20 protein-coding genes are annotated in these 19506 nt (G+C 64.1%); 17 read left to right on the top strand and 3 right to left on the bottom strand.

Annotation, left to right across the window (positions count from 1 at the left end; translation table 11 throughout):
- Nucleotides 1-16 precede the first annotated feature (16 nt).
- The 6 genes from folB (at nucleotide 17) to V7R84_RS07230 (ending at nucleotide 6166) form a co-directional block, all read left to right on the top strand.
- Entirely contained in the window at nucleotides 17-385 is a 369-nt protein-coding gene (gene folB, locus V7R84_RS07255) for a dihydroneopterin aldolase (RefSeq protein WP_338573571.1), read from the top strand.
- Entirely contained in the window at nucleotides 366-929 is a 564-nt protein-coding gene (gene folK / locus V7R84_RS07250; RefSeq protein WP_338573568.1) for a 2-amino-4-hydroxy-6-hydroxymethyldihydropteridine diphosphokinase, read from the top strand. Before folB ends, folK begins: the two co-directional genes overlap by 20 nt.
- Nucleotides 926-1423: a DUF3180 domain-containing protein gene (locus V7R84_RS07245; protein ID WP_338573565.1), complete on the top strand. Its 498-nt coding sequence runs from the start codon at nucleotides 926-928 to the stop codon at nucleotides 1421-1423. Before folK ends, V7R84_RS07245 begins: the two co-directional genes overlap by 4 nt.
- Before the next feature lie 87 nt (nucleotides 1424-1510).
- Complete coding sequence (locus V7R84_RS07240) at nucleotides 1511-2167, top strand: hypothetical protein (RefSeq protein WP_338573563.1); 657 nt, start codon at nucleotides 1511-1513, stop codon at nucleotides 2165-2167.
- 485 nt (nucleotides 2168-2652) lie between these two features.
- Nucleotides 2653-2976 carry an Lsr2 family protein gene (locus tag V7R84_RS07235; RefSeq protein WP_338573560.1) on the top strand — a complete coding sequence of 108 codons (324 nt, stop codon included), beginning with the start codon at nucleotides 2653-2655 and terminating at the stop codon, nucleotides 2974-2976.
- Nucleotides 2977-3667: 691 nt separating this feature from the next.
- Nucleotides 3668-6166, top strand: a complete 2499-nt coding sequence (locus V7R84_RS07230) for an ATP-dependent Clp protease ATP-binding subunit (protein WP_338573558.1) — start codon at nucleotides 3668-3670, stop codon at nucleotides 6164-6166.
- A gap of 141 nt (nucleotides 6167-6307) precedes the next feature.
- On the opposite strand, the gene disA is transcribed toward V7R84_RS07230, so the two are convergent.
- On the bottom strand, nucleotides 6308-7369 hold the full coding sequence (gene disA / locus V7R84_RS07225) for a DNA integrity scanning diadenylate cyclase DisA (protein ID WP_338573556.1): 1062 nt from the start codon (nucleotides 7367-7369) through the stop codon (nucleotides 6308-6310).
- Between the two features lie 92 nt (nucleotides 7370-7461).
- On the opposite strand from disA, the gene V7R84_RS07220 reads away from it, so the two are divergent.
- Nucleotides 7462-7929, top strand: coding sequence for a hypothetical protein (locus tag V7R84_RS07220; protein ID WP_338573553.1), 468 nt, complete (start codon nucleotides 7462-7464; stop codon nucleotides 7927-7929).
- Nucleotides 7926-8213: a transcriptional regulator gene (locus V7R84_RS07215; RefSeq protein ID WP_338573551.1), complete on the top strand. Its 288-nt coding sequence runs from the start codon at nucleotides 7926-7928 to the stop codon at nucleotides 8211-8213. The genes V7R84_RS07220 and V7R84_RS07215 overlap by 4 nt, the downstream gene beginning before the upstream one ends.
- 157 nt (nucleotides 8214-8370) lie before the next feature.
- Here V7R84_RS07215 and radA read toward each other — a convergent pair whose 3' ends face one another.
- Both radA and V7R84_RS07205 read right to left on the bottom strand, forming a co-directional pair.
- Nucleotides 8371-9789: a DNA repair protein RadA gene (gene radA, locus V7R84_RS07210; RefSeq protein WP_338573548.1), complete on the bottom strand. Its 1419-nt coding sequence runs from the start codon at nucleotides 9787-9789 to the stop codon at nucleotides 8371-8373.
- Between the two features lie 159 nt (nucleotides 9790-9948).
- Nucleotides 9949-10587: a VOC family protein gene (locus tag V7R84_RS07205; RefSeq protein ID WP_338573545.1), complete on the bottom strand. Its 639-nt coding sequence runs from the start codon at nucleotides 10585-10587 to the stop codon at nucleotides 9949-9951.
- Nucleotides 10588-10769: 182 nt separating this feature from the next.
- Here V7R84_RS07205 and V7R84_RS07200 point away from each other — a divergent pair, with 182 nt between their 5' ends.
- From V7R84_RS07200 to V7R84_RS07160, 9 genes are all read left to right on the top strand, one after another.
- Nucleotides 10770-11579 (top strand): sugar phosphate isomerase/epimerase family protein, encoded by an 810-nt coding sequence (locus V7R84_RS07200; RefSeq protein WP_338573543.1) that lies wholly within the window; start codon nucleotides 10770-10772, stop codon nucleotides 11577-11579.
- Nucleotide 11580: 1 nt separating this feature from the next.
- Complete coding sequence (locus V7R84_RS07195; protein ID WP_338573542.1) at nucleotides 11581-12489, top strand: proline dehydrogenase family protein; 909 nt, start codon at nucleotides 11581-11583, stop codon at nucleotides 12487-12489.
- A gap of 52 nt (nucleotides 12490-12541) precedes the next feature.
- The gene (locus V7R84_RS07190; RefSeq protein WP_338573541.1) at nucleotides 12542-13966 is read left to right on the top strand and encodes a hypothetical protein; all 1425 of its coding nucleotides are present in this window, start codon (nucleotides 12542-12544) and stop codon (nucleotides 13964-13966) included.
- Nucleotides 13967-14072: 106 nt separating this feature from the next.
- Entirely contained in the window at nucleotides 14073-14843 is a 771-nt protein-coding gene (locus tag V7R84_RS07185; protein ID WP_338573852.1) for a CPBP family intramembrane glutamic endopeptidase, read from the top strand.
- Nucleotides 14844-14905: 62 nt separating this feature from the next.
- Nucleotides 14906-15925 carry an aspartate-semialdehyde dehydrogenase gene (locus V7R84_RS07180; protein ID WP_338573538.1) on the top strand — a complete coding sequence of 340 codons (1020 nt, stop codon included), beginning with the start codon at nucleotides 14906-14908 and terminating at the stop codon, nucleotides 15923-15925.
- Complete coding sequence (proC, locus tag V7R84_RS07175) at nucleotides 15922-16704, top strand: pyrroline-5-carboxylate reductase (RefSeq protein ID WP_338573535.1); 783 nt, start codon at nucleotides 15922-15924, stop codon at nucleotides 16702-16704. The genes V7R84_RS07180 and proC overlap by 4 nt, the downstream gene beginning before the upstream one ends.
- A 298-nt stretch (nucleotides 16705-17002) precedes the next feature.
- On the top strand, nucleotides 17003-17104 hold the full coding sequence (locus V7R84_RS07170; RefSeq protein ID WP_042842924.1) for a 30S ribosomal protein bS22: 102 nt from the start codon (nucleotides 17003-17005) through the stop codon (nucleotides 17102-17104).
- A gap of 53 nt (nucleotides 17105-17157) precedes the next feature.
- Nucleotides 17158-18738: a bifunctional uroporphyrinogen-III C-methyltransferase/uroporphyrinogen-III synthase gene (locus tag V7R84_RS07165; protein ID WP_338573532.1), complete on the top strand. Its 1581-nt coding sequence runs from the start codon at nucleotides 17158-17160 to the stop codon at nucleotides 18736-18738.
- Nucleotides 18738-19394 (top strand): histidine phosphatase family protein, encoded by a 657-nt coding sequence (locus V7R84_RS07160; protein ID WP_338573531.1) that lies wholly within the window; start codon nucleotides 18738-18740, stop codon nucleotides 19392-19394. The genes V7R84_RS07165 and V7R84_RS07160 overlap by 1 nt, the downstream gene beginning before the upstream one ends.
- Nucleotides 19395-19506: the final 112 nt, after the last annotated feature.

Raw genomic sequence — 19506 nt, 5'->3', positions numbered from 1 at the left:
GTGAGGAGGTGAAGGCGTGGATTCCATCAACATCACAGGTCTGAGCGCGACAGGTTTCCATGGAGTGTTTCCTGAGGAGCGACGCAATGGGCAGCTCTTCGTCGTCGACGTGGAACTCGGAGTACAGCTGGAGACTCGGTCCGACGAAATCTCGGACACCGTTGACTATGTCGGGATCGCCGACCTGATCCGTGCCGAGATTGAGGGCGAGCCCTGCCGGCTCATCGAAACCCTTGCGGGAAGGATCGCCGACCGGTGTCTGTCCAATTCGCTGGTCCAGCAGGTTCGTGTGACGGTGCACAAACCGCAGGCTCCCGTACCTCACGAATTGTCAGATCTGTCAGTCACCATCACCAGGAGCAGCCATGAGCAACGGTCCCTTTGACATTGACGTCGACACCCTGGGAAACATGCGTCCCATCTCCAAGGTCGTTTTTTCCCTCGGATCCAACATGGGAGACTCACCCACTATCCTCGCGCAGGCCGTTGACGTGCTTGCGGAAACCCCAGATCTGATTGTCGTTGACGTTTCCCCCGTCTACCAAACGCCCTTCGTGGGAGAAGGGCCAGAGCAAAATGACTACTTGAACCTCGTGGTGGTGGCGGAATCCACCTTGGAACCGATGACCCTGCTGGATCGGGCCTTCGCCATAGAAGAGAGTTTTGGACGGGAACGCACGATTCCCAACGGGCCGCGCACCTTGGACATCGATATCATCGTGGTCGGTAAACATCGCAGCGAAGAAGACATAGAACTTCCCCATCCCCGAGCCCACGAAAGGGCTTTCGTGCTGGTTCCCTGGCTCGACATTGACCCGATGGGTGAAATTGTGGGAGCTGGACCGATAGCGGACCTTGTCAAACAGGTCGACAGAACCGGTGTCATCAAGCGAGATGACGTCGCCATAGCGAATCCCGGTCGGCGTTGACACGGGAACCGAGGCTGACGCCGACCACCGGGCGTCACATAGTTGTCGGGGTTCTGGCAGGAGCCGTCGTGGGATGGATGGTCCTGAGCGTCTTCGATCTCGCGAATGCTTTCCTGCCCGTGACACCGTGGAGCCTGCCGGTTCTCCTGACGTTTCTGGCGATAGCGGCCATCGTCTACGCCCGCGCTCTCCCCAAACGATTGGAGCAGCGCCGTGTCCCCGCGCTGGAAGCGGTTCGGGCCATGGTGATGGCGAAATCGTTGATCGCCACTGGTGCTCTGCTCGCTGGAGGGCATGTCATCTATGTGGGCCGCTGGCTGGCTTCCATGGCCGCCGCGGTGCCCGCGGCGCGGGTCTGGCACGGCCTCGTAACCATTGGCGCTGCCGCCTTCTGTTCATGGGGTGGATGGATACTGGAACGTGCCTGCATGATCGACGGTGACGGCAACGATGCCGACCCCGGAGAGGATCAGGAGATCTCGGAGCCCGCCTGAGAAATTTCGGGTATGTCGAATGTCCAGAACTTCGATTTTCGGCGTTTCGCTGTCGAAAGGCCTGCCGGGCTGGTTTAATCTGTCGGCATGTCAGGTCGTCACGTTGCGAAGTCCTCCTCCGAGCGTTCCATCGCCATTGGCATCCTCTCCGTGGGATCACTGGTGGTTCTTGGATCGCTTCTGGGCGGCATCTGGGTTGTTCGCGCCGGTGCCGTCGTGGCCCTGGTGATGGCGGTGGCCGCCGTCTCCGTGGCCTGGATGGAGTTGAAGCGCGAACGAACAGAGCATCGCGAGGAAATCAAGCGTCAAGTGGCAATTCGCGTCGAGCAGGCCGAGCGTCACCATGCTGAATCCGTCGCGATGATCGACCGTTTCAACGAGCGCGCGCAGAACCTCAAGTCGATGATCGCCAAGCTGCGCCGCCAGCTGGGCGCCGCCAACTCCGAGCTCAGCACCATGCGCGGCAACTCCGCATGGCTGCGCGGTGAGGTCGCTGAGCGGCAGTCTCGCATTGACGCACTCGAGGCCAAGATCGCCGAACTGGAGGAGCGCCTCGCCGCAGAAGAAGAAGCCCGTCAGGAGATTGAAGAATCCAGCAACATCGTGGAGCTGCCCCGCTACGCAAAGGGCGAGAAGGCCATCGAGCTGTGGATCAGCGACGACGAGCACCCCACCATGGTGGACCTCGCCAAGCTCAACATGGCGCATTACGACGAGTCGCTGCCCATCCGTAAGGAGGCCTGAGCAGCCCCCCGCCGGGACGGAAGAGCAACCTCACCAGATCCCCGTTCGTGTGGCCCACAAGGGCCAGCCGAACGGGGATTTTCTCGTGTCCCGGGGACAGACGGACCACGCAAAACCCCGGGAGTGGGCCTTCAGGACCAGCACGCGCGGATCGTCTCAGATCCTCCTTCTGAAAGCCTCAAAGACATGCCTTGCACTGCCCATCAAGGAACATCGTGTACCACAGAGAAGCCCGCCGGCATGATTGGCCTTGTCCTCCAAACGGTCAATATTTCTTGTCATCCGATAGGTCAGCAAGGCACTCTTCGAAGGACGATCAGGCCCTAATCGTCAAGGTCTCAGACATGGTAAGTGGTATTCCCTGACGAGTCCTCGCATTGATCGCGGTTCATATTCAGGTTCAAATCTTGTGAAAGTGATGTATTGTTACTGACGTCCCAAGCAAGCAAAGAGCTTGTACAAGTTTTAGATGAACAGGAGTTCCCATGGCTCGTGAGGTCCAGATCTTCCTCAAGGATGATATCGACGGTTCTGTCGCGGACCGCAATGTGACTTTCGCTCTCGATGGTGTCGAGTACGAAATCGATCTGAGCGAGGCCAACATCACGAAGCTGGTTCAGGCCCTCGAGCCCTGGACCGCTTCCGCCCGCCGTGTTCGCAAGAGTTCCAAGCGCAACAGCCAGCGTCGTTCCAATGACGGGCCTTCCACCAACGATGTTCGCAACTGGGCACGCGCTCAGGGCCATGAGGTCAGCGATCGCGGTCGCATTCCTACTGCCATCATGGCGGCCTATGAAGCCGCCCACTGAAATCTGAACAGTCGACTCTGCTTGGGGGATTTGGGCCGAGAAGACACCTGTCACTTCAGCTGAAGCGAACCCTGTAAGGGGGCGGGAGCACGTACTCCCGCCCCCTTGGGTGTTGTTGAGGCTCTTCCTTGCGCTCCAGTGCGCGGAACGAGGACATGTTCACGCGATTGCCTTTGAGGGAACGGAATTATTGGAACGTGCAGTGGTCGATGGGAACTATTTGGAGTTTCGAACGAGCTGGTGTATGAGCGGATTGTGTGCTTCTCCCGCAAGCGGAGGAAACACGCTGCTTCTCTCGACGGCTCCCGTGATCTGATCAGAGGAATTGATCTCCTCGGGGAGATGGAAGAGTGCACCTCCTTGTGCAAGTGACCATGGTGAGGCTTACCGTGTCGAGTCATTCCCTCACCGGGTGAGGGCCCTTCAGGCGAGAATCCGGTCAGAGTCTTGCGTCTGTGTGCATGTCTCGCGGCGCTGAGCCATCGCAACGGTGTGAACAGACCGAACGAAACCCGAGGAGATCGCGCCATCACGCCATATCCGCTCCAGTGCTTCCGACACGGTCACCTCGGTCATGCGCCCTGTGGAAGGCGTTTCTAAGCATGATCCAGCACGATGCTTGTGTAAGCCTCTAAGCTGGTATGAGCGGAGTCGACGCAACGTCGTCGTGCACCGCAGGAGGAGATAGAGAATGTTCGAACGCTTCACTGATCGCGCCCGTCGTGTCATCGTGCTGGCGCAGGATGAGGCCAAGCTGTTAAATCACAACTACATCGGCACAGAGCACCTGCTTCTCGGCCTGATTCACGAGGGCGAGGGTGTGGCCGCCAAGGCGCTGGAACAAATGGGAATCTCCCTACAGGCCGCACGCGAGCAGGTGGTTGAGATCATGGGCCAGGGGCAGCAGGTGCCGTCCGGGCACATCCCCTTCTCGCCGCGTGCCAAGCGCGTGCTGGAACTCTCGCTGCGCGAGGCCCTGCAGATGAACCACAACTACATCGGCACCGAGCACATCCTGCTCGGACTGGTGCGGGAAGGCGAGGGAGTGGCCGCCCAGGTGCTCCTGAAGCTCGGGGCCGACCTTGGGCGGGTGCGTTCCACCGTCATCCAGCTGCTGGCCGGTTATCAGGGCAAGGAGGCGTCTATGGCGGGCGCCCCCGAGGCCGGGCCGGAGAAGTCCAGTTCGCAGGTGCTCGACCAGTTCGGTCGCAACCTCACCCAAGCGGCACGCGAGAACCGGCTCGACCCGGTGATCGGTCGTGTTAGCGAGATCGAGCGCGTCATGACCGTGCTCAGCCGCCGCACCAAGAACAACCCGGTGCTGATCGGCGAACCGGGTGTCGGCAAGACCGCTGTCGTCGAGGGCCTCAGCCAGGCCATCGTTCGCGGTGATGTCCCCGAGACCCTGCGCGACAAGCAGATCTACACGCTCGATCTGGGCGCGCTGGTGGCCGGCTCCCGGTACCGCGGTGACTTTGAGGAACGCCTGAAGAAGGTGCTCAAGGAGATCAAGACCCGCGGCGACATCATGCTGTTCATCGACGAGATCCACACCCTCGTCGGTGCCGGCGCCGCGGAGGGAGCCATCGATGCCGCCAGCATCCTCAAACCCATGCTGGCCCGTGGCGAGCTCCAGACCGTCGGTGCGACCACCCTCGACGAGTACCGCAAACACATCGAGAAAGACGCCGCCCTGGAGCGTCGGTTCCAGCCGATCCAGGTGGCCGAGCCCTCTGTTGCATTGACCATCGACATCCTGAAGGGCCTGCGTGATCGCTACGAGGCCCACCACCGCATCACCATCACCGACGAGGCCCTCACGGCCGCAGCGACGATGGCGGACCGTTACATCCAGGACCGGTTCCTGCCGGACAAGGCCATCGACCTGATCGACGAGGCCGGTGCGCGGCTGCGCATCCAGCGAATGACCGCGCCTCCGGACCTGCGCGAGTTCGACGAGCAGATCGCGAAGCTGAAGATGGAGAAAGACGCCGCCATCGATGCGCAGGACTTCGAGACCGCGGCCCGGTTGCGTGACGACGTCACCCGCATCCAAGCACAGCGCGCGGAGAAGGAGGAAGCCTGGAAACAGGGCGATTCCGATATCCCCGCCGTGGTGGGCGAAGAGGAGATCGCGGTCGTGCTGTCCAGCAGCACCGGTATCCCGGTGTTCAAGCTGACGGAGGAAGAGTCGGCGCGCCTGCTGCGCATGGAGCAGGAACTCGGGAAGCGCTACATCGGGCAGGAGGACGCCGTCAAAGCCCTCGCCCGCTCGATCCGCCGCACCCGTGCCGGTCTGAAGGACCCGAAACGACCCTCTGGTTCCTTCATCTTCGCCGGTCCCTCGGGTGTCGGGAAGACCGAACTCACCAAGGCACTCACGGAGTTCTTGTTCGGCGACGAGGATGCTCTCATCACCCTCGACATGAGCGAATACTCCGAGAAGCACACCGCGTCCAGGATGTTCGGATCCCCGCCCGGCTACGTAGGCTACGAGGAGGGCGGCCAGCTCACCGAGAAGGTGCGTCGTAAGCCGTTCTCGGTGGTGCTGTTCGACGAGATCGAGAAGGCCCACCCCGACATCTTCAACTCGCTGTTGCAGATCCTCGATGAGGGTCGTCTCACGGACGCGCAGGGCCGCGTGGTGGACTTCAAGAACACCGTCATCGTGATGACCACCAACCTCGGTTCCCGCGACATCAGCAAGGGCGTCAACCTCGGCTTCTCGCGGGCCGGGGACGAGGCCTCCAGCTACGAAAAGATGAAGGCGAAGGTTTCCGACGAGCTGAAGCAGCACTTCCGCCCCGAGTTCCTGAACCGCGTCGACGAGATCGTCGTGTTCCACCAGCTCACGCAGTCCGATATCGAACGGATCGTGGACCTGATGGTGGCGCAGATCGAAACCCGCCTGGCGGACCGGGACATGGGAATCGAGCTGACCCCAGCCGCAAAGACCCTCGTGGCCAAGCGCGGTTTCGACCCGGTGCTCGGGGCCCGTCCCCTGCGTCGCGCCCTGCAGCGCGACATCGAGGACGTGCTCGCCGAGAAGATTCTGTTCGGGGATCTGGCCGCCGGGCAGATCGTCCAGGTGGACGTTGCCGAGGAGGGAGCGGAACTGCCGTTCAAGTTCACGGGAATCTCCAAGACCCCGCCGGTTCTCCCCGCGGAGACCGGCCCCTCGAATGAGTGACTGAGTGACACACGGGCCCCGACCCATGGTCGGGGCCCGTGTGTCGTGCCAGGCTGATGGAGCCGGTTGTGGTGAAGCCAATCCGTCCCGAAGCTGGTTGAGCAGGGCAGCGACTGGAACGGCCTTGTCCGGCAGAATCTCTCAGACGGGGGTCTGGGGGCGAGCGTAGGCGGCCTCGGTGATGCGCAGCAGGGCGTCGCGGATCAGACGGGCCCGTGCCGCCCCGATCCCCTCGAGCTGCTGGAGTTCCGAGACGGAGACGCTGAACAGCTCCTGCAGTGAGAAACGATCGATGAGCTTCGTCGTCATGCCCTCCGACAAGCGGCCCACGGAGATCAGCAGACGCGCGCCACGGGTGTGGATCGGGGTCTCCAGGTAGGGAGACTCGCCGAAGCCGATGCGCTCCGCGACCAGCTGGGAACTCAGCAGCTCGTCCGCGGAGAAGTTGTGCAGCAGTTCCAGTGTGAACTGGGACGGGTCGGGGAGGTTGTGGGCGTAGTCGGTTCTCAACTGCTCGTCGAGACCGGTGAACTCGCCCACCAGTTCTGCGTGCTGCAGGGCGATGAGACGGCCCTCGACCCCGAGGGTGTCGATGTGGAACTGGGTCTCAGCGGACAGGCGCCTGGTCATCTCAAAACGCTGGGCGACGAGCACCAGGTCACGAATGGTGACCTGTTCACCGACCTCGAGAGCGTTGAACTGGTGGAGGACGTCACCCAAGCGGTCGACGAAACGGGCGAGGGTCGCCAAGGTCTGATTGGCGCGGCTGATCATCTGCCCGGAGGTCTCCACCACGTGCCGGTCCCCGTCCATGAACAGCGAGATCGTGGACATCGACGCCGACACCGTGACCACGGGAATTCCGGAGGCCTGCGCGGTGCGGTCAGCAGAACGGTGCCGGGTGCCGGTCTCGGCGGTCGGCAGATCGCCGGCAGGGACGAGGTGAACGCCCGCTGCGATGATGCGGGTGAGATCGTTGGACAAGACGATGGCTCCGTCGAGTTTCGCCAACTCCCGCAGGGCCTGGGGGGTGAACTCGACATTGAGCTGGAAACCACCGGTGGAAACCTGCTGCACCTTCGGGTTGTTCCCCAGCACGACCAGCGCGCCCGTGCGGCCATGCAGGATGCGGTCCAACCCGGCGCGCAGCGGGGTGCCGGGCGCGAGGCGTCGCTGGTACTGGCGTAGCCGATCCCGCTTCATGTCCCTCCCGAACCGTCGATACCGGAGCAAGTGTACAAACCCAGCGAAACCCGCTCCTTCACTGTCGTTCCCGGCTCGGTATGGTTGAATACATGGAAACCAACGTGCCGGATCGCGAGTCGGCGGCTCATCTCCTCGAGCTCGCCGACGAGGCCCGTGCGGCGACCGTACATGCCGCTGCCCTGCCGTGGTGGCCGTTCGCGCTGGAGGCTGCATGCGCCGGGGTCTTCTGCGGTGGAATCATCGTCAATGCCTGGGTGGTTGTCATCATCGGGATCGCGATGATGACAACCGTAGTCGTGCTGCTCCACCGATGGGGGACCTCTCGCGGTCAACATCTCGTATCACCGTGGATTCATGCCTTCCCGCTCCCGCTGGCGGGACCTTTCCCCTTCCTGCTGCGTGCCCTGCTGGATGATGTATCGGTTGACTGGTTCTGGATCGCGGTCGGCTACGGCATGATCGCTTCTGTGGTGTATTTCGTCGCTCTTCTGCTCGACGAGCGCTGGCGCAACCGACGTCTCGCCGAGGGACGGTTCGAGGAGTATGACATCTGGTGATCGGCTTCAACGAGACCATTCACTCCCCGAACCGGCTGCGGATCTGTGCGGCCCTCTCGGCGGCCCGGGAGGTGGAGTTCGCCACCCTGGAGCAGGGGCTCGGGGTGTCGAAGTCGCTGCTGAGCAAACAGCTCAAGGTGCTGATCGACGCTGGTTATGTTGCGGTGGAACGCAAGCCCCAGCCCTTTGGTCGGCCTCGCACCTGGGTGGGGCTGACCTCCGCAGGTCGCAGGGCATACCGAAATCACGTCGCGGCCCTGCGAAAAATCATCGAGGAGAACTGACGTCAAAGCCGGCTGGGTCGGCCTGTGAGCGCCAGCCAGCGGGTCGTGTCGACGCCATGGCGACTGTGTCCGGGGTTTTGTGGCCGGGCCTGCTTCTTGGTCGCCAGATGGTTTCGACTCGACCATTCGCTTCGCTCATACGCCGGCTCAGCCAGCGTCACGGGGCTTCGGACGAGGTTGTTTTGTCGGTGTGAGGGGGAGTGCTGGCGGGGCGGCGCAGGTCCAGGATGCCCAAAGCGTCGGCAAGGGTGTCCACCTCCACCACCTTCAAACCCGCCAGACGGGGCACCTTCACGGTGACGTCTCGTGACCCACGGGGTACCAGTGCCAGTTCGAAACCGAGCCGGGCGGCCTCCGCCAGGCGGCGTTCGGTGCCGGGGACGCGACGCAGGTCGCCAGCCAGACCCACTTCCCCGAGCGCCAGGAGACGTTGCGGGTGCTGCCGGTCCAACGCGGCGGAGGCCACCGCTACCGCCACTGCCAGGTCCACCGACGGATCCGTCACCTTGGCTCCGCCCACGGTGGAGGTGTAGACGTCCGACTGGCTGAGTGGCAACCGGGCCTTGCGTTCCAGCACGGCCAGGACGATGGCGATGCGGGATGAGTCGAGGCCGTGGGTGGCGCGTTTCGGGGAGTTCCCCGGGGTGGGGGCCACCAGCGCCTGCACCTCCGCCAGCAGCGGTCGGCGCCCCTGGAGGGTCACCGTCACACAGGTGCCCGGCACGGGGGTGGAGCGGACGGTGGTGAACAGGCCCGACGGGTCCGGCACTTCGACGATGCCGGTTTCGCTCATCTCGAAACACCCCACCTCGTCTGCGGGGCCGAACCGGTTCTTGGTGGCCCGCACCATGCGGAACCCTGAGTGGCGGTCGCCCTCGAAGCTGAGCACCACATCCACGAGGTGTTCCATGGTGCGTGGCCCGGCGATGGAACCGTCCTTGGTGACATGGCCGACGATCAGTACAGCCATGTTGCGGTTCTTCGCCACCCGCGCCAAGGCGGCCGTCACCTCCCGCACCTGCGCGGGCCCGCCCGGGGTACCGTCAGCCCCGGTGGCGGAGATGGTCTGCACCGAGTCCACGATCAGCAGCGACGGCGAGACCTCCTCGACGTGCCCCAGCACGGTGGCGAGGTCGTTCTCGCTGGCCAGGAAGAGATCGTCGTGGACGGCCCCGGTGCGGGAGGCGCGCAGCTTCACCTGTGAGGCCGATTCCTCGCCGGAGATGTAGAGAGTGGTTTCCCCCGTGCCCGCCCATTTGGCGGCCACGTCGATCAGAAGGGTGGATTTACCCACCCCCGGTTCGCCCGCCAGCAGCACGACCGCACCCGGCACCAGGCCGTCGCCCAGCACGCGGTCCAATTCCTCGATGCCGGTGCGTTTGCGGCGGGCATCGTCGGTGGGGACCTGTGAGATGCGCTGCGCCGAGCGCGACGGGGCCGCTGCGGTGACCTTCGTCAACTTCGGGGTACCCCGCTCTGTGACGCTGCCCCATGCTTGGCACTCGCCGCAACGTCCCACCCAGCGGGCCGTGGTCCAGCCGCACTCTGTGCACTGGAAGGAGTCCTGTTTCGCCATGCCGGGGAGTCTACGGAGGGCCACCGACACAACCGGATCGGAGATTCCGGAGCAGCCGAGCCGTCCCGCGAGACCGAGGAGGTCGCTCACTGTCTTGCCGGTGCGACCGCTTCCGTGGATTGCTGCGGTGTTGCCGTCGATGCCGTCCCCCAGTTGCGGTCAGATGACCACGGTGCCCCTCAACGGTGATTCGAAGGTCACCTGGGTGATTCCCGGATGCCCGTTGGGGGCGATCAGATCCAGGTGAACTCCGTCGAGCGAGTCATTCACGGGGACCCCGAGCCACTCGGACAGACGGTCCGCGGAACCGGAGATCTGGATCTCGGTCAGGCGCAGCGTGGAACCCAGCGCGGTCGGGCGCAATTGCGCATTCGAAATCCATTGCAGGAAGAACGGAAGCTGAGGATCGGCCATCAACCCCCTGACCCCGAGCTGGCGCCACTCGAGAATACGACCGTCAGGGAACTGGCGGGCGCCGAGCGCTGCGGCGCGTTCCAGGCGTTCCTCAAAGGGTGCGATGTCGTCAACACTCACGGCCCACCCCAGCCAGCCGCCGCCCATCTCGGAACGTGCCCGCACCGCCTGCCCAAACGGTGCCTTCTCGGCCGCGGGATGATCGAGGACCTCCACAACCTCCAGATAGCGGGAATTCGCGAGGGGAATGATGCAATTCCGGGTTCCGAACCGGGGATGGAAACCACCTTCTTTGAAATCAGCACCCAGCTGTTCGGCCAAGCAGGCGACATCAGCTTTGATGCCCTGTGGTCCGCTGGCAAAGATGATGTGATCGATGCGCATGCTCTCATTCTGCCTTTTGCAATGTGGCATGTCCCAATCGGGCGGTGCAGGATGTCGTGACGGTCTCACGCCCCGGCAGGAGTTCGAAGGACGTGGCGTCATGGACGAAAGCGCGGGGGAGATGTCCCGAGCTTTGTCCTGTGCGTACCGTGTGGTCGGTGGACGGCGCTAGGGTTGTGGCCGTGCCCGAGCCATTGATATTGCTTTCAACCACATCGGTCTATCCCGATTCCACGTCCAGTGCTTTTGATTTTGCAGCGGAGGCGGGATTCGACGGGGTGGAGTTGATGGTCGGGGTGGACCAGATCAGTTTGGACATAGAGGCCATCGCGGAAATCAGTGATCGTTACAAGATGCCAGTAAAGTCCCTGCATGCGCCGACCCTATTGATCACTCAGCGGGCCTGGAGCAGCGATCCGTGGGAGAAACTGAGGCGCTCCGCCGAGGCGGCCAAACGTATCGGCGCCGACATCGTCGTGGTGCATCCTCCTTTCCGTTGGCAGCGTGGCTACGGCGAGGGATTCGTCCAGGGCATCCGGGAGCTGAACCGCACCTCGGGAGTGACCTTTGCGGTGGAAAACATGTACCCGTGGCGCACCCCTGCAGGCTCGTTTACCGCTTATCTGCCCGACTGGGACCCGACGAACCTCGACTACGACCACCTCACCCTCGACCTCAGCCATGCCTCGACCGCTCAGTTGCGGTCCCTCGACCTGGTGGAGCAGTGGGGTGACCGGCTGGCCCATGTGCACCTGACCGACGGGAGGGGATCGTTCAAGGACGACCACCTGCTCCCAGGAGAGGGAGACCAGGAAGCCTGGGCGGTGGTGCGTGAGCTGGGGCGTCGTGGTTTCGAGGGACACATCGTGCTGGAGGTCTCCACTCGGCGGGCCAGAACGGGAGGAGAACGGGCTGACATGCTGAGGTCGATGCTGGAAACCACCCGGGCGAACCTGAAGGCTGGGGTGGGGGAAGCGACGAGGAGGAGCTGAGATGCGACGTTCGGGAGATTGGATCCGGTGGCTCGTCCTCGGCTCATGGGTGGCGCGTCGCGCGGCCCGGGACCCTGGGGTCTGGGAATTAGCCAGCAATTACGTGGCGGGACGAGAGGTCCGCGATGCCGTGAAAGTCGGGTCGAAACTGTGCAGGCAGGGCCTGCGGCTGGGGTTTTCCTATTTGTCGGGCCATGACCCCGGGGAAGACACCCATGCGGTGATTGACGAGCTCCTGGAACAACTGCAGGGCATCTCGAGTGGCTCCGAGGTGGCGGTGAAACCCTCGGCCCTGGGGATGAAGAGATCGCTCGTGCAGGCCAGGAAGGCCTTGGCGGAGCTGTGCGTGATGGCCGAGGGGCACGGCGCGCACGTGACCCTGGAGATGCAGTGGCCCGCCGACTACGACGATGTGATGGATCTGTACCGGACGGTCCGTGAGAACCACCCGATGCTTGGTATCACCCTCCCCGCGAACCTCCTGAGGGTGGAGACGGAGTGCAGAAGACTCGGGGCAGAGGGAGCCAGGGTGCGGTTGTGTGTCGGTTCCTACCCGGTGGGGCACGCGCTCGCTCACAGCACCGAGCAGGACAAGGCGCTGGCCTTGGTGCGTTGCCTGCGGATCCTCATGGAGTCCCAGGCCTATCCGATGCTCGCCACCCATGATCCGCGCATCATCGAGTTGGCCCAGGAGCTGGCCAGACGCAACGGACGCGAACCCGGAAGCTTCGAGTACCAGATGTTCCACGGGGTGCGCCCCCTGGAACAACGGCGTCTCGCGGACATCGGCCTGCGGTGCCGCACCTACATCCCATTCGGTCCCGGCTGGTACGGCTATCTCGCCACCCGCATGGCCGCCCGTCCGCGCATCCTGTTCAGCTACGCCCGCGCCCTTCTCGACAAACGCTGATCCCTGGCCAAGGGATACTGATTCGGTGACCTCCTCTCCTTCCCCTCGAGACATGCCGGAATTCGAGGCGCCGTCACAGACATCGGCGTCGTGCCGCAGCCCGGAGCCGCCAGCGCGCATAGGTTCTGGAAACGCTGGGGGTGGCGGTGGTGGCCGGCCCCGGTTCTCCTGGCCGTTTTTCTTCGCGGCACTCGGGGTTGGGGCTGTCTTTATCGGAATGGTGCTGGCGCTATCCCAACCGCCGGGAACGGGTGAGGAAGCTGCCAGCGGTTGCTCCGCCACCTCCGACGTAGTGACCCCCTCGACCGGCTCGACCCAGTGGCAGCAGGCGTGGAGCTTTGAGACGGGTGAAGGAAAATGGGGAAGTGAACCGGACCAGATCAAGCCCAATTTCTGGGACGCCTATGCACATGGCGACTGTTTGGTCGTGATCTCCAACTGGGAGGCTGGGAAGAAGACGCGTCTGACCGGCTACCGGATCACCGAGGATGGTCCCCAGCGCCTCTGGTCCATGGAGGAAGAACATTTTCGCAGGCCCAGCACCATCGACGACAATGTGTGGTGGGGCGGGAAGCTGGTGCTGGGGAGTCAGCTCCTCGATCCCACGACCGGCGCATTGAGCGACGGTCCTTGGGGTTCTTGGAAAACCCCTCAAGTCCTTTCCGATGATTTCGCGCTGATCTGCACGGAGCCTTCGTACAGTTCACGACCCGATGTCTGCTCGGGCTGGGACTGGAATGGTGGCGCACCCGCACAACGCTGGACGCAGGAGTACGACGGGAAGCTCTCAGCGCTGACCGATCAGGGGCTTGCGGGGACCACGGACAAGGGAGCGGTGCTGGCGGAACTGAAAAACGACCTTGCGGCCAAGGAAAAGTCGATTGTGACTGTGTCTCTGGAGGATGGGTCGCTGTTGGCGGAATGGCCTGCGGCGGCATCCAACCAGAAGGGCCAGTACATCGAGGCGGCTGACGGGTGGATTCATGTCGCGCCGGAGGGCACCGAGGCCTCCGCCGTTTTCCTGACCGGTGAACGGACCTCCTTTCCGCTGACCGGCTCCAACGCCGCGTTGGTGGTGGCCGAGACGGGAAAACCGACCATTGACCAGTTCCGGGCGGCCTACGAGACCGGTGACGTCAGCTGGGCGCGGGTCGTGATCGACTGTCCGAGTAGGCAAGAGTGCTCTTTCAACGGCAATCCATCCCCACTGGACCTCACGCACAAGATGAGTTGGGATGTAAGGGATAGGGCGAGGTTCCAGCATGAGTGGTCGCTGAGTTCCGATGGTCGGACCCTGTTCATGCGATTCGGTGGGTCAGGCACTTCGGGGACGGTGGACCTCGTCGATATTCCGAGCGGAAAGGAGATCCCGCTCATCAACCATGCGGCGGGTCGACGTACTGTCACGCCGATCGTGCGAGAAGACCTCGTCATTGCCATCGAGGGCTCCTCGCTGGTGGGGTACCGGCCCCGATAGCGCGATTCTGACCCGCCCCGCTGGTCGCCGGATGAGCCCCGTGTGATTCGATCGGCTTCGTCGTCGCGGCCCCGCCTGCCCGGTGCACCTCTAGACTGAGCCGGTGATGAATCCGGGGCCGGACGTGCGGTGGCGGCTGCGCGTCGAGATGCTGGTGGTGCTGGGGATCTCGCTGGGGCAGTCGGCGGTCTACGCGCTGCTGTCGCTGATCAACAAGCTCACCCAGGAAGTGGCGCTCAACCGGCAGACCACCTCCATCAACACGTCGAAGACCCCGGATCGTCCGTGGCTGGACCTGGCCTACCAGGTGGCGAACCTGGTGTTCCCGCTGGTGCCGGTGGCGCTGGTGCTGTACCTGCTGTGGGTGTATCAGCGACCCCACGGCGGCCCGCTGCGTTCCATGGGTTTCGATCTGCGGCGGCCCGGCTTTGACCTCGGTGTCGGATCGGCGGTGTTCGTCGGTATCGGGATCGGTGGTCTGGTGCTGTACTACGTCTCTCGGGAGCTGGGATACAACACCTCCGTCTCACCGGCGAACCTGACAGCTGCCTGGTGGACCGTGCCGATGCTGCTGCTGCTCGCCGTCAAGAACGCCGTCCTGGAGGAGGTGGTGATGGTGGGCTACCTGTTCACCCGCTGGCGCCAGTCCGGGGGAGGAATCGTTGTGGTGCTCGTCGGCAGCGCCCTGATCCGTGGCGCGTACCACCTCTATCAGGGCTTCGGGGGGTTCGTCGGGAACGTCGTCATGGGTGTGCTGTTCGGCTGGCTCTACCTCCGGACCAAGCGGGTGATGCCGCTGGTGGTGGTGCACTCCCTCCTCGACATCTTCGCCTTCGTCGGCTACGCCCTCCTCAAACCCCACATTCCCTGGCTGTGAGGGATCTATCCGACAGGGGTGCTCCGCGCGACCGGTACCGGTTGTTCTTCTAGGATTGGACCATGCGAGTTGGAGTTTTTGGAGCCACCGGTCAGGTCGGCGGCGTGATGCGCACCCTGCTGGCGGAGCGGAACTATCCCGTCGACGAGATCCGCTACTTCGCCTCCGAACGTTCCGCGGGCAGGGTCCTGCCCTGGGGCGATCGTGAGGTTGTGGTGGAGGACATCGCCACAGCGGATTTCCGCGGCATCGACGTGGCCCTGTTTTCCGCCGGTGGCGGTACCTCGAAGCAGTGGGCCCCGGAGGTCGCCCGAGCCGGCGCCACCGTCATCGACAACTCCTCGGCCTGGCGCATGGATCCGCGTGTCCCGTTGATCGTCTCCCAGGTCAACCCGGAGGACGTCGACAAGGCGGAGCTGGGCATCATCGCCAACCCCAACTGCACCACCATGGCCGCCATGCCCGTGATGAAACCTCTTCACGACGCGGCTGGCCTCAAGGCCATGCAGATCACCACCTTCCAAGCCGTCTCGGGCTCCGGGATCTCCGGGGTGCGCGCCCTCGCGGAGCAGATCCGGCAGATCGACGACCCGAAAGAGCTGGCCCACGACGGCTCCATTCTCGCGCCCACCGATCTTGGGCCCTATGTCAAACCCATCGCCTTCAACGCCCTGCCCCAGGCGGGTTCCTTTGTTGACGACGGTGAGGGCGAGACCGACGAGGAGAAGAAGCTGCGCAACGAGTCCCGCAAGATCCTTCACATTCCCGGGCTGTTGGTGGCGGGCACCTGCGTGCGTGTACCCGTCTTCACGGGACACTCCCTCAGCATCCACGCCAGGTTCTCCCGCCCCATCGCCCCCGATGAGGCCCGCTCCCTGCTGACCGACGCCCCCGGTGTCGAGCTGTCCGAGATCCCCACCCCTCTGGAGGCCGCGGGCAAAGATCCCAGCTACGTAGGTCGCATCCGGCGAGACCAGAGCGTCGAGGACGGGACCGGTCTGGTGCTGTTCGTCAGCAACGACAACCTCCGCAAGGGAGCTGCGCTCAACGCCATCCAGGTCGCAGAGCTGCTGATCCGATGATCGCCGTCATCGGGGCAGGAGCCATGGGGGAGGCGCTCATGGCGGGGTGGATCGCCGCGGGCACCTCACCCGATGAGATCGTCGCCGTCGACCAGGACACCGATCGCCTGGCGAAGCTGCGGGAACGTCGCGGGGTGCGCTCCGTCGAGGTGTCCGGGGTGAGCGTGGCCGAGGTGGTCGTGGTGGCCGTCAAGCCCCACCACGTCGCTACCGCCCTCACCGACGTCGCACCCCACCTGGGGCCGAACGCCGTGATCGTCTCCGTGGCCGCTGGCGTGACCCTGGCGCGGTTGGTCGAGGTGCTGCCCGAGGGGCAGCCGGTGATCCGGGTCATGCCCAACACACCCGCGCTGGTCGGCAAAGGGGTCGCGGGTCTCGCAACCGGGCCCACCGTCACCCCGGAGCAGACCGCCAGGGTGGTCGGGATGATGGAGGCCGTCGGGACCTGTGTGGAGCTGCCGGAGAGCCAGTTCGACGCACTCACCGCGATCTCCGGTTCCGGTCCGGCCTACCTGTTCCTGATCGCGGAGGCGATGATCGAAGCCGGGGTTCACCAGGGCCTCGGGCGAGACGTCGCGACGAAACTCGTGAACGGTACATTTGCTGGTGCCGCGGCCATGCTGGAGGGGGTGGACGCCTCGGCCACCGAGCTGCGAGAACGAGTCACATCCCCGGCTGGCACCACAGCCGCCGCCCTCCGAGTGCTTGATGAGAGGGCCATCCGGGCTGCTTTCCTGGCTGCCATCGAGGCCTGCGCCCGCCGTAGCTCGGAACTCTGAGCGAGAAAGAAGCCAGTCCCAACCAGCGCTCCGCGACACGGTTGCAGGCAAACAACACGGTCAGGAATCTGAACCGTTCCGATGCCTGAGACACGCGCCACCATGAGTGCAGGACCGCTGGGGAAACCGAGACACGCCAGTTCAATCCCATCATTTCCTTGTCCATGGTTCACGTTCCGCCGGGTGTGACCAACGGTTGGCGTCCCGGTGGCGTCGCACGTTACGATAAGGAACCTGCCGGGACCGTCCCGGCTTTTCCCTGTACCCCGCTTCCGGGGCGGTTACTGAAAGGCGAACAGTGGGCTCTGTCATCAAGAAGCGCCGCAAGCGCATGGCCAAGAAGAAGCACCGCAAGTTGCTGAAGCGTACACGCATTCAGCGCCGCCGCGCCGGCAAGTGAGCTGATCCCCGCCCGCCCGAGGCGGTGCGGGCCAACCCTGCAGGAGTCAGTGCGTGATCCACACCGAGGAGACGGAACCGACCAAGACGCCCATGGGCACGGTCACGTTTGTCGGTTTCGGCCCCGGGGACCCCGGGCTCATCACATGGGCGGGCAGCCGCGAAGTGACAGGGGCTGATCTTCTCGTGGTCGATTCCCCGACCATGGTGGGGGAACTCGCCTCGGTCGGTATCGAACCCTTGGGTGAAGTTGTCCGGGTCGAGGCCGACGAGGTGGCCCAGCTGGTCGCGGCTGTGACCGATGGACGCTCCGTCGTGAGGCTCGTGGAGGGGGACTTCTTCACCGAGGCTGGGCACGTGGACGTTCTGCGGAGGCTCCTCGAGGGCAAACGCATCCGCACCCACCTGATTCCCGGGATCACGACTTGGAACGCGGCCCTGACCTACGGCGCCGTCGCTCCCACCTCGGTGATGGGTTTCTGCGACACTTCCATCGAGCTTCCCGACAAGGATGGCTGGCCCAAGCGTGGCACCGTGGTGATCCGTGCAACCGACGAGTCGATTTCCCGAGTGGTCGACGAGGCCCGAGCTATCTACGGGAAAGACGCCAAGGTGCTGGAGTTGACCGGGCTCGGTGGCACATCCCAGAAAACCCGCCTGACCACGTGGGGTGATCTCGGATCCGAACCCTGCGGTGGACCCCGGTTCCTGCTCTTCGGTCCCGGCATCGGAGACGTCGCGCGCGCTCGCGTCGATTGGTTCGAATCCAAACCGCTGTTCGACTGGAGTGTTCTCGTGCCGCGCACCAAGGACGAGGTCACGGAGCTGACGGACCACCTGTCCCGCTTCGGGGCTTCCACCGAGGTGGTGGCGACGATGTCCATCGAACCGCCTCGCACGGAACAGGCCATGGAGAAGGCGGTTCGTGGCATCGTCGACGGGCGGTTCCTGTGGGTGGTGTTCACCTCGCAGCATGCGGTACGAGCCATCGTGGAGAGACTCGCGGAGTACGGCCTGGATTCGCGTGCCCTCTCCGGCATCCAGCTGGCTGCGGTCGGTCGCGGCACGGTGGAGGCCCTTGGTCGCGTCGGACTCACCCCGGACCTGAGGCCGTCGGAGGGTGATACCGCCCACGACTTGGCGTTGGAGTTCCCCGCCTACGACGACCTGATCGACCCCATGGCGCGGGTGCTCGTGCCGACCGCTGACGTGTCGGTGGCGGATCTGGTGCAGGGGTTGACGAATCTCGGCTGGGAGGTCGAGGAGGTCACCGCCTATCGGACGGTGCGCGCCGCCCCGCCGCCCGCCGAGATCAGAGAACGCATCAAGACCGGGTTGTTCGACGCGGTGGTGTTCACCTCGTCGTCGTCGGTGCGCAACATGATCGGTATCGCGGGCAAACCCCATGCGACCTCCATCATCGCGGCCATCGGACAGGCCACCGCATCGACCTGCGAGATGCATGGCCTCAGGGTGGATGTGGTGGCGGATTCCCCAAGCTTCGAGTCGGTGGCCATTGGCCTGGCGCGGTTCGCGGATGAACGTCGTGCCAACCGGTTGGCGCAGGGACTGCCGGACACAAAACCTTCCCAGCGGCGACGTCGGCGTCGCAAGGACTCCGCCCGGAGGTCGTGATGCAGCAGCCGACGGTGGTTCACCTGATGCGGCACGGGCAAGTACACAACCCCGAAGGGGTGCTGTATGGGAGGCTGCCCGGTTTCGGACTCTCGGAACTCGGCCACGACATGGCGGCACGGCTCGCCGGGTACTGGAAGGGCGCTCCGCTGACGCACCTGCGCTGCTCGCCTTTGCAGCGAGCCAGAGAAACCCTCGCGCCCACCGCCGATCTGTTCCCACAACTCGACGTGGTCATCGACGAGCGCGTCATCGAAGCAGCCAACGCCTTCGAGGGCAAGGTTTTCGGCGCCAACAACAAAGCTCTGTGGGATGTGCGCATGATTCGGCACGTGCTGAATCCGCTCCGCCCAAGCTGGGGTGAGCCGTACCGGGAGATCGTGGCGCGGATGCGAGCCGCGATGAAGGACGCCGCGGCGGCAGCCGGGCCTGGAGGACAGGCGTTGGTTGTGAGCCATCAGCTTCCCATCGAAATGGCCCGCCGTGATGCCGAGGGCAAAACGCTGGTTCACGACCCCCGTCGTCGCCGCTGCACCCTGGTGTCCGTGACCTCTTTCACGTTCCGCAATGGTTTCGTCACCGCCATCGACTACGCGGAGCCTGCGCAGGATCTGCTTCCTTCCAGACGGGGGCGCAGGTTCCGGGTCGGGACCTGAAGCGTGCAACAGCACAAGGCCCCTTGCCAGCTCCGGGGGGTGGGAGTGCACAATGGTGGAATGGTGGCTTGTTTCCCCAACACCCGGAAGGAGTCGACGTGAGGGATTCCCA

Source organism: Arachnia propionica, assembly GCF_037055325.1.
In the GTDB taxonomy this organism is placed as follows: Bacteria; Actinomycetota; Actinomycetes; order Propionibacteriales; family Propionibacteriaceae; genus Arachnia.
The sequence above is the reverse complement of the archived record's forward strand: the minus strand, read 5'-3'. Positions and strand labels throughout refer to the sequence as shown.

Excerpts from the sequence above, each read along its gene's own strand:
- V7R84_RS07240 (WP_338573563.1), top strand. The coding sequence starts at position 1,511 with ATGTCAGGTCGTCACGTTGCGAAGTCCTCCTCCGAGCGTTCCATCGCC.
- folK (WP_338573568.1), top strand. The coding sequence starts at position 366 with ATGAGCAACGGTCCCTTTGACATTGACGTCGACACCCTGGGAAACATG.
- V7R84_RS07185 (WP_338573852.1), top strand. The coding sequence starts at position 14,073 with ATGAATCCGGGGCCGGACGTGCGGTGGCGGCTGCGCGTCGAGATGCTG.
- V7R84_RS07160 (WP_338573531.1), top strand. The coding sequence starts at position 18,738 with ATGCAGCAGCCGACGGTGGTTCACCTGATGCGGCACGGGCAAGTACAC.
- V7R84_RS07195 (WP_338573542.1), top strand. The coding sequence starts at position 11,581 with ATGCGACGTTCGGGAGATTGGATCCGGTGGCTCGTCCTCGGCTCATGG.
- radA (WP_338573548.1), bottom strand. The coding sequence starts at position 9,789 with ATGGCGAAACAGGACTCCTTCCAGTGCACAGAGTGCGGCTGGACCACG.
- V7R84_RS07190 (WP_338573541.1), top strand. The coding sequence starts at position 12,542 with ATGCCGGAATTCGAGGCGCCGTCACAGACATCGGCGTCGTGCCGCAGC.
- V7R84_RS07235 (WP_338573560.1), top strand. The coding sequence starts at position 2,653 with ATGGCTCGTGAGGTCCAGATCTTCCTCAAGGATGATATCGACGGTTCT.
- V7R84_RS07230 (WP_338573558.1), top strand. The coding sequence starts at position 3,668 with ATGTTCGAACGCTTCACTGATCGCGCCCGTCGTGTCATCGTGCTGGCG.
- V7R84_RS07180 (WP_338573538.1), top strand. The coding sequence starts at position 14,906 with ATGCGAGTTGGAGTTTTTGGAGCCACCGGTCAGGTCGGCGGCGTGATG.
- disA (WP_338573556.1), bottom strand. The coding sequence starts at position 7,369 with ATGAAGCGGGATCGGCTACGCCAGTACCAGCGACGCCTCGCGCCCGGC.
- proC (WP_338573535.1), top strand. The coding sequence starts at position 15,922 with ATGATCGCCGTCATCGGGGCAGGAGCCATGGGGGAGGCGCTCATGGCG.
- V7R84_RS07205 (WP_338573545.1), bottom strand. The coding sequence starts at position 10,587 with ATGCGCATCGATCACATCATCTTTGCCAGCGGACCACAGGGCATCAAA.
- V7R84_RS07220 (WP_338573553.1), top strand. The coding sequence starts at position 7,462 with ATGGAAACCAACGTGCCGGATCGCGAGTCGGCGGCTCATCTCCTCGAG.